13 protein-coding genes are annotated in these 12,005 nt (G+C 38.6%); 6 read left to right on the top strand and 7 right to left on the bottom strand.

Annotated elements, in window-relative coordinates:
* Positions 1-14 precede the first annotated feature (14 nt).
* The 5 genes from CF596_RS09925 to accC all read left to right on the top strand — a co-directional run bounded on the left by CF596_RS09925 (position 15) and on the right by accC (position 5,330).
* The gene (locus CF596_RS09925) at positions 15-683 is read left to right on the top strand and encodes a response regulator transcription factor (RefSeq protein ID WP_096902342.1); all 669 of its coding nucleotides are present in this window, start codon (positions 15-17) and stop codon (positions 681-683) included.
* The gene (locus CF596_RS09920; RefSeq protein WP_096902341.1) at positions 680-2,086 is read left to right on the top strand and encodes an ATP-binding protein; all 1,407 of its coding nucleotides are present in this window, start codon (positions 680-682) and stop codon (positions 2,084-2,086) included. Before CF596_RS09925 ends, CF596_RS09920 begins: the two co-directional genes overlap by 4 nt.
* Positions 2,087-3,050: 964 nt before the next feature.
* Entirely contained in the window at positions 3,051-3,506 is a 456-nt protein-coding gene (gene aroQ / locus CF596_RS09915) for a type II 3-dehydroquinate dehydratase (protein ID WP_096902340.1), read from the top strand.
* Between the two features lie 16 nt (positions 3,507-3,522).
* A complete protein-coding gene (gene accB, locus CF596_RS09910) occupies positions 3,523-3,945 on the top strand; it encodes an acetyl-CoA carboxylase biotin carboxyl carrier protein (protein WP_004973838.1) in 423 nt (140 codons plus the stop codon).
* Between the two features lie 17 nt (positions 3,946-3,962).
* Positions 3,963-5,330, top strand: coding sequence for an acetyl-CoA carboxylase biotin carboxylase subunit (accC, locus tag CF596_RS09905; protein WP_004973841.1), 1,368 nt, complete (start codon positions 3,963-3,965; stop codon positions 5,328-5,330).
* A 206-nt stretch (positions 5,331-5,536) separates the two neighbouring features.
* On the opposite strand, the gene CF596_RS09900 is transcribed toward accC, so the two are convergent.
* The 7 genes from CF596_RS09900 to CF596_RS09875 form a co-directional block, all read right to left on the bottom strand.
* The gene (locus CF596_RS09900) at positions 5,537-6,298 is read right to left on the bottom strand and encodes an alpha/beta fold hydrolase (protein WP_096902339.1); all 762 of its coding nucleotides are present in this window, start codon (positions 6,296-6,298) and stop codon (positions 5,537-5,539) included.
* 163 nt (positions 6,299-6,461) lie between these two features.
* Positions 6,462-7,328: an MBL fold metallo-hydrolase gene (locus CF596_RS09895; protein WP_004973849.1), complete on the bottom strand. Its 867-nt coding sequence runs from the start codon at positions 7,326-7,328 to the stop codon at positions 6,462-6,464.
* 1 nt (position 7,329) lies between these two features.
* Complete coding sequence (locus CF596_RS09890) at positions 7,330-7,746, bottom strand: DUF6691 family protein (protein WP_004973852.1); 417 nt, start codon at positions 7,744-7,746, stop codon at positions 7,330-7,332.
* A complete protein-coding gene (locus tag CF596_RS09885) occupies positions 7,747-8,163 on the bottom strand; it encodes a YeeE/YedE thiosulfate transporter family protein (RefSeq protein WP_004973854.1) in 417 nt (138 codons plus the stop codon).
* Positions 8,164-8,411: 248 nt separating this feature from the next.
* A complete protein-coding gene (locus tag CF596_RS14765; protein WP_004973856.1) occupies positions 8,412-8,585 on the bottom strand; it encodes a hypothetical protein in 174 nt (57 codons plus the stop codon).
* 135 nt (positions 8,586-8,720) lie between these two features.
* On the bottom strand, positions 8,721-9,188 hold the full coding sequence (gene ybaK, locus CF596_RS09880; RefSeq protein ID WP_096902338.1) for a Cys-tRNA(Pro) deacylase: 468 nt from the start codon (positions 9,186-9,188) through the stop codon (positions 8,721-8,723).
* 117 nt (positions 9,189-9,305) lie between these two features.
* Complete coding sequence (locus CF596_RS09875) at positions 9,306-10,898, bottom strand: Na/Pi symporter (RefSeq protein WP_096902337.1); 1,593 nt, start codon at positions 10,896-10,898, stop codon at positions 9,306-9,308.
* 324 nt (positions 10,899-11,222) lie between these two features.
* On the opposite strand from CF596_RS09875, the gene CF596_RS09870 reads away from it, so the two are divergent.
* Positions 11,223-11,774: a transglycosylase SLT domain-containing protein gene (locus CF596_RS09870; protein WP_096902336.1), complete on the top strand. Its 552-nt coding sequence runs from the start codon at positions 11,223-11,225 to the stop codon at positions 11,772-11,774.
* Positions 11,775-12,005: the final 231 nt, after the last annotated feature.

Here is a 12,005-nt window from a genome sequence, read left to right as displayed (position 1 = left end):
GTATAGGAGCAAATATGTTCGTCGTTTTGGTGGAAGATGATCCTTATATTGCCCAAAGTATTGTGGCAGCACTCGAATTTTTAAGTATTTCAGTCGAACACGTGAATAACGCGCGCAATGCCGATTACTTCATACGTCATAGTGCGGTAGATCTGTGCCTGCTCGATTTAGGTCTGCCTGACCAAGATGGTTTACAGTTACTCGAAAACTGGCGTAAAGATGCCATTCATATTCCAGTATTGGTATTAACCGCGCGGAATCATACTCAAGACTGCGTACAGGCGCTCAACTTAGGAGCAGATGACTACCTAACTAAACCTTTTGAATTAAATGAACTGATTGCCCGTGTATATGCATTAAGCCGCCGTCATCGTGGTTATTCATCGAACCAACTGCAAAGTGGTCAGTTACACATGAACCTCGATACACAAGAAGTCAGTTGGCATTCACAAAACATTCAGCTTTCACGCCGTGAATATAGCCTATTGGAAACCTTTTTACGGCATCCGAACCAAATCTTAAAAAATGAAGAACTGATAGATAAAGTGTATGGCTTTCAAGACAGTATCGAAAGCAATGCCTTAAATGTGCATATCTACCATTTACGGCATAAAATCCACCCCGATTTTATTCAAACGGTGCGTGGTGTCGGCTACATCTTTAAACCTGAGCTGCTGACATGAAAAACTACAGTCTGAAATGGCGTTTGGTATCGACCATCAGCTGTGCATTTATTTTGCTGTGGGTGATTGTCTTTGCATGGCTCTACCATGACTTGGAACAACGCTTACAAAATACGCTGGATGAACGACTTTCTACCTCAGCCCGTATGGTCGCCCGCCTGATTCAGCAACTGCCCCTAGAACAACTCACAGAAAGTTTGCATGCCGAATCAGAAAATGCCTTGCTACATAGTTTAATTGCTTGTGAAGTCTCTATTTTCCGTACCAATGTTTCATTACCACAGCATGTGATTGCACGCACTCAAGGCGCACCGAAAAATTTAAAAAACCAACAAGTCGGTTTCAGCACATGGACAGAAAATGGACTGCAATGGCGTAGTTATGTACTGCGTGAAGGTGAAGTTCAGGTGGTGGTGGCTGAAAAAATTCAGTTACGGCAAAACCTACTTAAACAAATTTTACAGTCGGTACTGATTCCTTTACTGCTTACTTTGATTATTTGTATTTTGCTAATTTTGTGGATTATCCGTCTGGAGTTTTTACCGCTCGATCACATCACCCGCCACTTAATTCAGAAAAAACAATCTTTAGATGAAGCTTCTCGTTATTTAATTGAACTGAGATCACAAAAAATTCCTAAAGAAATTCAGCCTTTTGTCGATAACTTATTGATGCTGATTGAACGCCTACATAAAAGTCTGGAACACGAAAAAAACTTTAGTGCATTTGCTGCGCATGAACTGCGCACGCCGTTAACGGCTATTAAAACGCATGTGCAACTGAGCCAATTGATGTTGAATCAAACCGCATCTGCCCAAGATACAGCCAAAGTCATCGACAATTTAAAACACGCAGAACGCAGCATCCAACGTTATCAACAACTTTTGGAACAACTGTTATTGCTCAGTCAAACTGAAGCAGGTATTCAAGCGGCACATAGCCATGCAGATATGCGTAGCGTATTAGAAACAGTCTTGTCGGAACTGACTGTGGAATATCCCAATTTATCAGCGAAATTACAGATTGATTGGGCGAGTTTGGTAGCACAACACATTAATATTCCAGCGCCTGCGTTGCACATGGTACTGAAAAACTTGATTCAAAATGCTTATTTGCATGCAGAGGATGCGCCAAACATTCAAATTTATATGCAAGACCTGCAATTGATCATTGCAGACCAAGGCAAAAGCCTGAATGAAGATGATTTTACCATTCTGACTCAGCGTTTTTGGCGTAAATCTGCGCATAAACAAGGCTATGGCTTAGGTCTAACTCTAGTCAAAGTATTATTAGAGCAATATGGCTACCTACTTCAATTTCAGGCTAACCAACCGCAAGGTTTAAAAGTGATTGTCAGTTTTGATGCAGCACCTTCTGCAACAGAGAAACAACAGACGGATTAAGCTTTTCTGAGCTTTAACAGCAAATAAAGCAAGATTCAGAACAAGATCACTTAACTTTTGCCAATACCGAACATATTGCTCTACTTTACGATAACGCCATTTTTAAGGTGATTTTTGAAATAAAAGGTCAATGCGTTCTAAAATTTTATCTATGATGTAGATGCTGCGGGCTATTGAGTAGAAGAACATTGGCTAGAAAAAAATTGCTGAAACTTTCATCACCGTTTTTTTGTTCGATACCACGTCATATTTTTAAATGAGGTAGATATCCGTGCAGATCGTGCATGTGCTTGGTCTTGTGATCAATCTACAACTTAATTAAAGTGTACATAAAAAACAGCACCCCACTCAAAATATAATACGCAGCGTAGGAGCATCTATTCCAGACTAAAATATAGATAAATATATCAATCAAAGCATTCCATTTAAGCTCATGTTTTATTTAAATAAAGTTGAATTTTTAAAATATCTTATTATCGAAATGATCTTTCTATCGAATCCATAACCACTTGAACGATGATCACAAAACGTATTAGATGATCCACTGCAGTTTGTGTGGTCATCTACTTTGAATGAACTGAAAAAATGGAATCGCCATTTTTTATAAACAGCAAGGAATTACATGCTATAAAGAAATGCGATATTGATGTTGGTTGTTTTCTGGCTTTGACATTCCGAATCAAACCAGTTCAAGTCACTCGCTTGATCAGTCGTTACAGAAAACAAATGAATAGATTTGGTCAGTTGTTTTAGAATATAAAAATCAGCAAAAAAAACTAAAAATGTAATTTTTTAACATTGCGAATTCCCTGCAAAGTTTTCATTATAGAGCCTCATTTTGGCACACGCTTTCTACGTCAAATTAAACAAATTACAAAAAAAATGTGGAATTTTATGCCATAATTAGCAAACTTTGCAGACATCTTGCAAAGTATTATTGCAATTATTTATTGGAGCAAGCGGAATGAGTTCGACCATTTTGGTTATTCATGGACCGAATCTAAATTTGCTAGGAAAGCGTGAACCCGAAGTTTATGGTTACCTCACTCTTGAGGATATAAATCAACAGCTCATTTCACAAGCGCAAAAAGCATCAATTTCTATAGATACTTTCCAAAGTAATTGGGAAGGCGCAATTGTAGACCGAATTCATCAAGCCGCGTTAGATGGCACACAATATATCATTATTAACCCTGCTGCATTAACGCATACCTCTGTTGCGGTACGTGATGCCTTGTTAGGGGTCGCTATTCCATTTCTTGAAGTCCATTTGTCGAATGTGCATGCACGTGAGGCGTTTAGACATCATTCATATTTATCAGACAAAGCCATTGGTGTGATTTGCGGTTTAGGCGCAAAAGGCTATGCCGCAGCACTCGACTTTGTTCTTGAAAAAATTCAACCTACTACACAATCTTAAACTAGGAATACTGTCCATGGATATTCGTAAAATCAAGAAACTCATCGACTTGATGATTGAATCTGACTTACAAGCGATTGAAGTTAAAGAAGGCGATCAGTCGATTGCATTAACTCGTCGCAGTCCAGTAGTAGCGGCAGCAGTTCCTGCAATGCCTGCACCTTCTGCAGAAGTACCATCTGCACCTAAATCTTCACCACGTGGTGCTGTTGAAACTTCTCCAATGGTTGGCGTGTTCTATGCAGCACCAAGCCCAGGTGAAGCACCATTTATTAAAGTGGGTCAAACTGTTTCTGCTGGTGAAACGCTTGGCATTATCGAAGCAATGAAAATCATGAACCCAATTGAAGCAACTCAAAGTGGCGTGATTGAAGAAATTCTAGTTAAAAATGGCGAAGTGATTCAATTTGGTCAACCACTCTTCCGCTACCGCGCTTAAGACCTCGGGGATTCACAATGTTGCAAAAAGTTTTAATTGCAAACCGTGGTGAGATTGCCCTGCGCATCACCCGAGCTTGCAAAACTTTAGGGATCAAAACCGTGGGTATCTATTCAGATGCCGATAAAGACCTGATGCACTTACGCTTTTGTGATGAAGCCGTGTGTATTGGTCCGGGTGCGAGCAGTGAAAGTTACCTGAATATTCCTGCAATTATTACTGCAGCAGAAATTACAGGTGCAGATGCCATTCACCCTGGTTATGGTTTCCTTGCTGAAAATGCCGAATTTGCTGAAATTGTAGAAAGTTCAGGTTTCATTTTCATTGGTCCACGCCCTGAGCATATTCGCTTAATGGGTAACAAAGTTTCTGCAATTACTGCAATGCGTAAAGCTGGCGTACCAACTGTACCAGGTTCAGCACACGCCGTTACACCGCACAATGCTTTAGCTGAAGCCAAAGAAATTGGTTTCCCGCTCATTGTAAAAGCTGCTGCTGGTGGTGGTGGTCGTGGTATGCGTATTGTAGAGCGCGTAGACACCTTGCTTGAATCAGTTCAAGCAGCTCAACGTGATGCAGAAATGTGGTTTGGTGATGACACGGTCTATATGGAGCGTTTCTTACAAAAGCCACGCCACGTAGAAGTACAAGTATTGGCTGATGGTAATGGTCACGCGATTCACCTTTATGACCGCGACTGTTCATTACAACGCCGTCACCAAAAAGTGCTTGAAGAAGCGCCAGCACCTAACTTACCAGAACAAGCACGTGCCGATATTTTAGAAGCGTGTGTTAATGCATGTAAGTTAATGCAATACCGTGGTGCAGGTACTTTCGAATTCTTATTTGAAGATGACGAATACTTCTTCATTGAAATGAATACCCGTGTTCAAGTTGAGCACCCTGTAACTGAAATGGTGACAGGCATTGACATCATTGAACAACAATTGCGTATTGCTGCAGGTCTAGGTTTAGACATTGAGCAAGATCAGGTTGAAATTCGTGGTCACGCAATCGAATGTCGTATTAACGCAGAAGACCCAACCACCTTCGTACCTTCACCGGGTAAAATTGAACACTTCTATGCCCCAGGTGGTGCAGGTGTTCGTGTAGATTCACACATCTACGAAGGTTATAGCATTCCGCCGTATTACGACTCAATGATTGCTAAACTGATTGTGCATGGTAAAGATCGTGAAACCAGTATTGCGCGTATGCGTCAAGCCTTGGATGAAACCATCTTAACAGGAATTAAAACCAACATTCCTTTGCACAAAGACTTAATTCTGCAAGATAAAAACTTCTGCAAACAAGCAATGGATATTCACTATCTTGAAAAGCATTTGCTAAAGCAACTTGCAGGCAATGAAGAAGAAAAAGCATAAGCAATTTAAGGTTGCTTAAGTTTAAAATGAAGAGCTGATGATTCAACATCAGCTCTTTTTTATTGTTGAGAATAAAAGCTAAACCGTTCATCTATGCAGATCAGTGTGAAGAAAAAAACAATACTCCAAATGAAGTATTGGTTTAAAATTGACTTAAAAACTGAGATCATTTTAGATCATCGAATGATGCAAAATACTAGACAAGATTAATCTAAAAACTCAGTCATGAATGCCAATACCTCTGCTGTTTTTTCGGCATGCAACCAATGCCCTGCATGAGCGACTGTTTCAACTTTTGCGTGAGGAAACTGTGCTTGAATAGCGGCATAATGCTCAGGTAACTCAATATAAGGTGAATTACCGCCACGAATAAACAAAGTATTGACATCACTATGCACCGTCTGCCATGACAAAATTTCGGCATAATGTTCATGTAGCGCATTTAAGTTAAATAACCATTGCCCTTTGCTAAATGACTTCATCAAAAATTGCACAACCATTTCTTCTTGAAGATGCTCACGCATAATTTCCATTGCCGCTTGGCGACTTTCAACTTGTGCATCTTGCACAGCAAACAAGGCTGTAAAAATTTGATCGTGACGATTTTCAGGATAAGCAAAAGGACAAATATCCAATAAAACCAATTGCTGTAAACGCCCAGCAGCCAGAGGAGCTAAAGTCATTGCAACTTTACCGCCCATTGAATGCCCAACCACAGAAAACTGTTCGATATTCAAGCTGTTCAACGTTTCTAAAACATCTTGTGCCATTGCTGCATAATTCATGTCATCACAATGCGCAGACTTACCATGATTGCGCACATCTAATTGAATTACGGTGCGCTGTTCTTGAAATGCACGTGCGAGCATGCCTAAATTACTCAAACTACCAAATAAACCATGAATAAAAACCAAAGGTGGCAATGTAGATTCAGGCTGATTTTGCGTGATTTGATAATTTAACAACATAAAATAGACTCTAAACTTGAATTCAAATGATTGATCTATTTAATGAGTTTTGAGTTTATAAATCAAATTTTATATGTGCTTTTTACGGTGAAACTTATAATATTGCTTAGGCTATTTGTGTGAGCCTAAGCAATAACATACAAGATGAACTTTTCTTAAAATTTTATTTAAAATAATTCAAAGGCAACTTCAAATAACGAATGCCGTTGGCCTCAGGTTGTGGGAACTTACCTGCGTCCATATTGATTTGAATTGATGGCAGAATCAATTTAGGCATCGTTAAAGTAGCATCACGCTGAGTTCTCATCTCAATAAATTCAGCTTTGCTTACCCCTGTATGAATATGAATATTCTGCTCTTTTTGAGTTTTGAGCAGTGTTTCATGTTCATATTGTTCACGTGATTCTGGTAGATAATCATGGCATAAGAACACTCGTGTTTCTTCAGGCAATGCGTATAGCGTTTGCACAGAATCGTACAACTGCCCTGCACTGCCTTTCGGGAAATCACAACGTGCCGTACCATAATCAGGCATAAACAAAGTATCACCTACAAATACAGCATCACCGATCACATAGCTTAAACAAGCAGGCGTATGCCCCGGTGTAGGGATGTTATAGGCTTGTAATTCACCAATCGTAAAAGTTTCATGATCGTCAAACAGATAATCAAATGATTGATGTGAATTGAAATACTTGATATCCAAGTTATAGATAGCACTAAATGTTTCTTGCACAATCGAAATTTTATGGCTCATGGCAATTTTACCACCCAACTGCTCTTTTAAATATTGAGAAGCTGTCAGGTGATCGGCATGCACATGCGTTTCTAAAATCCATTCAACCGTTAATTCATTTTTTTGGATGTAAGCAATGATTTCATCGGCATGAATTGTTGAAGTAGTCGCAGATGCAGGGTCATAATCCAACACACTGTCAATAATGGCACATTGACGCGTTACAGGATCACTTACCACATAACTGAATGTATTAGTATTTTCATCAAAAAAATGCTGAATATCTGCGTGCATCTTATGCTCCTGCAACCTTACGATGAATGAGAATCCCCACCAACATTGCAACAATGAAATAGATTGCTTGATAATAACCTAAACCAATCAAGGTTAGACTTGGCGCTGGACAAATTCCTGCAACGCCCCAACCGATACCAAAAATAAAACTACCTGTGATCAGTTTAGAGTCAATTTGAGTTTGTTTAGGCAAATCAATTGGTTCATTTAAAATGGTTTTTGGTTCAGCTTGGCGCATAATTCTTTGGAATGGAATAAAGGCAACCGCAATTGCACCCATCATAACAAATGCCAGACTTGCATCCCATGTACCGAAAAGATCGAGGAAGTTTAAAACTTTTTCAGGATTCGACATACCAGAAAGAATCAATCCAGCTGAAAAAATACCACCGAAAACAAAGGCTAAGAAATTTTTCATTTAGAATGCTCCTGTGATATGGCGGATAACATAAACGGTAATAAAGCCAGCTAACATAAAGGTAGCTGTTGCTGCAATGGAGCGCTTAGATAAACGACTCATGCCACAAATACCATGTCCACTGGTACAACCCGAACCCAAACGAGTACCGAAACCAACCAACAATCCCGCCACAATCATCATCAATGGGCTTGCATTCAATTCAACTTTAGGTTGAGCCACGATGCCATAGAAAAAAGGCACAATGAAAATACCTAACACAAACCACAATGCAGGCGTTTTGAACAGCGTTTGCGGATTTAATACTTGAGCCAGTAAACCACTAATGCCTGCAATACGACCATGAACATATAAATAGCCCACGACTGCAAGACCAAGCAATCCACCACCGATTAATGCCAGCAGATAATCATGCATTTTGAACACCCAAAACAATATATGTTTTTATAATATATTATTGTAATTATTATTCAACTATTCTCTTGTAAGTTTTGTAAACTTCATCTGACTATTCGTCTATGTTTGCGATGTGAGAGAGATTTCGCAAGTTTTTGGCTGATATTAAGTCATGAGGCAGAAAATTTAGTCACTCTAAATGACTGCCTCATAACGTAATAAAGATATATCAAAATAGACAGCAACGACAAAAGTTGAGGTCATTAGACTCATTTGTGAGCAAGCGCAATAAGTTCTTTTTTATGCCTACGAATTACACGTTTAGCAGCATCTAACATAATGCGATTGGTAGTCTCATCATCACCAAAGTCAATGGGTTTAGCTGGACACATTGGACGAGCTTTTCGATCTTCGATTGTGTAGTCTTTAAGACGCTTACCCATACTGCACCTCTCAGAATTTCTTAACTTTCATTAATATAACATAAAATTTAGTTTGTTAAAAAATCATCAATACGAGTTCTTAATTACCCTATTTATTGCTTAATTTGGACGCCATTCAATGTAAATTGCAACATATCATGCATCTACGATATCTACAAAATTAGCATTTAAAACTTTTGCCAAATCGCTTGGTGTTAAACCAATATCTAATCCACGCTTCCCTCCACTCACATACATAGTTGCAAGCTGTTGAGCGGATGCATCAATCACTGTTTTCAGTTGTTTCTTCTGCCCGATTGGACTAATGCCTCCAACCAAATAACCTGTCAAACGCTCAGCATCTTTAGGATCAGCCATGTGTACTTTTTTACACTGAAAAGCAGCCGCAACTTTTTTTAGATTTAATTGGTGATGGACAGGTAAAATCGCCACAAAATAATGCTTATCATCACTGACCAATAAAGTTTTAAATACTTCTGTGACATCTAAGCCTAACTTCTCCGCAGCTTCTAAACCAAAACTTTTAGCATTATGATCATGTTCATATTCATGCATAGAAAATTGAATTTTCTTGGCTTTTAAAAGTTTAGCTGCTGGAGTCATTGAAAAAATACTGTAAAAAACGATGCTCAAATTATACGCTTGATTGAGATTAAAAGTGAATTCGCTTAGGCCATTTTTAAATATAAAAGTAACTATCGAAAAAATAGCCTAAAATCATTAACTTGGTTTACGTGAATTTTCAACCAACACGTTAGCTAAGCGCTGTGCATGCGCAATCACGCGATCCAACCAACGTTGTGCCGCCAACAACTCTAAACCTGTCGCAGCATTGAGCTGATTCACGGCAATATATTGCAGCATTTTTTCACGGTTTTCGGCACGTTGATCTTCTGTCCATTTTTTCAAATTAGATAATTCGGTATTTAGACTTAGTACATGTTTATGCACATCAAAATCATCCATTTCTTTTAGATGTTCATCAAGAATTTGTACAAAATCTAAGCCAACTTGATAAATTGCAGGTTGGGTGCGTATTTCTTTTGCTAAAGTAATATTTTCCAAATCACTTCGTAAAACACGTAAATACACCATCAAACGAAGCATCGCCATTAAACGCTGTTGATCGGCTTCATTTTCTGAAATCGACATTTCTTCCAAATAGCGTTGGACTTGAATGAGTACTTCATCTAGCTGTAATAAACGTACTTTTGAAGGTAATCTTCCCTCTTGGATAGCCAGTTTTAGCATCACCAAAACGTCATACAAACTATGGTAAATCACCTTTGATGCAGCATGAATAGCCAAGGCGGGCACAGATAAACTCGCTTGATCGAGATAACATAAAACCGATTGAGTTTGATCTGGGATAATTTTCATAATCAGTTTTTCGAACTGACGGATAAAAGGCAAAATAATCAAAGTACCAGAAATACTGAATGCTGTATGAAATGCAGCAACAATCACCACATTGTCCCATGTTGCCATAAGACGTTGATTTTGTGTTAGCTCAAGAAATAACGGTTTTAAAATAATAAAAGCAAAAATGGCTGAAATGATGTTAAAAATCACATGAACCACTGCAGTACGTTTGGCATTTGCAGTTGAACCAATTACAGCAATAATGGCTGTCGCCACCGTACCAATATTCTGTCCAATCACCAAACCTAAAGCCTGTTGCAAATCAATCGCACCACTGGCCAATGCTGCTAAGGTCGCGGTAATTGCAGCACTTGAAGATTGCAACAGAATGGTCATGATAATACCGACCAAAACCAAACTGAGTTGCGCAATCAAAGATCTACTTGAAAATACTGATAAATCGACACGTTCAGCAAAACCTGACATGGCAACTTGCAACATATCAATGCCAAGGAAAATCAGACTAAAACCTGCCAATGTCATTCCAAATAATGCAACTCGCCCCTGACTAAATAATTTGAGCATTGCACCCAAACCCAGCAAAGGTAATGCAAAACTGGTGATGGAAAATTTAACACCTAAAAATGCCACCATCCAACCCGTACTGGTTGTGCCAATATTCGCGCCAATAATGACACCAATTGCCTGAGCAAAAGTAAGAATACCCGCACTGACAAAACCAATTGTGGCTAAAGTCGTTGCTGTAGAAGATTGTACAATTAAGGTTAAACCGATGCCTGAAAGCACAGCTTTAATGGGTGAGCCTGTAAATTTAGACAACCAAATACGCAAAGTTTCCCCTGCCATATTTTTTAAGCTGTCTGTCATCATGGTCATACCAATCAAAAATAGACCAATACCACCACATAATTGTACAAAGACTTCTAACACACTTACTCCCTGTGCAATAAGCAATTTTCAAAGTGCTAAAAAGCCGATATTGTACGTACTTTTATCTTAAAATTGCAGTTTATTTGTTCTATTCCAATAGTTTATATTAAATAAAAAACTTGTCATCAATTTGACATATTATTAAACCTAAGGATAGATCGGACTCCATTGGTTTATCCAATCATTCGATAAAACAAAACGAAACCTCTGTATTATGCTGACACGATACAATTCAAATCTGTGAATGGCTTGACTAGGTCAATCGCTCACCTCAAAATCAGTATATATACTCACATACGCCAAAATGACAGATATAGTTTTAATATGATTTTTAATACTTTTAGAAAATATCCATCTATAAAAATATTCAGTATTGGTTGTACTGTTTTAACGCTAGCAGCTTGCTCTCCACTAGGAGGTGGTTCTCTTGCAAAACGCTCAGCTAAACTTTCTACAGGGATCCAAAAGGCTTATGCTGTGCATCCTGATACAGCAAATCGTGTAGCACCAATCATTGTACAAAGTGCAGAACAACATAATGTTGATCCTCTGCTTGTCGCTGCAGTTATTAGACAAGAATCGAATTATCGTGCCTATGCTGTTTCACCTTCAGGTGCAGTTGGGTTCACACAAATTATTCCACGTTATTGGCAGCAGACTTGTCCTGGCGATTTATTCCATGAACATACCAATATCAACTGTGGTACATTTATTTTAAATCATTATAAAAATCAGTCGGGTAAATGGCCTAAAGCTTTGGCCTATTACAATGTGGGACCTACTGGCTACAATAGTAATCGAAAAATGAAAAAGCAAGGTAAACGCTACGCGAAACAAGTCAAACAGCACCAAAAAAACTTAAAAGATGCACTTTAATTTTGACTTACTAGCTTAATAAAGTAGCCAATACCCGTTGAATTAAAGCCATCCTCAGATGGTTTTATTTTGCCTTCACTTTTATGTTTCCTTTCTTTTTATAATTTTATTTTTCTAACTTTATTTTCTTTTTGCATAAAAAAACACCCCCAACGTGAGTTGAGGGTGTTCGAATAATGAGCTGGCGATGACTTACTCTCACATGGGTAACCCCACACTACCATCAGCGCG

This window comes from Acinetobacter sp. YT-02 (assembly GCF_002412355.1).
GTDB classification, from domain to species: domain Bacteria; phylum Pseudomonadota; class Gammaproteobacteria; order Pseudomonadales; family Moraxellaceae; genus Acinetobacter; species Acinetobacter towneri.
Note: the sequence above shows the minus strand (reverse complement) of the source record. Positions and strands in the feature narration are given on the sequence as shown.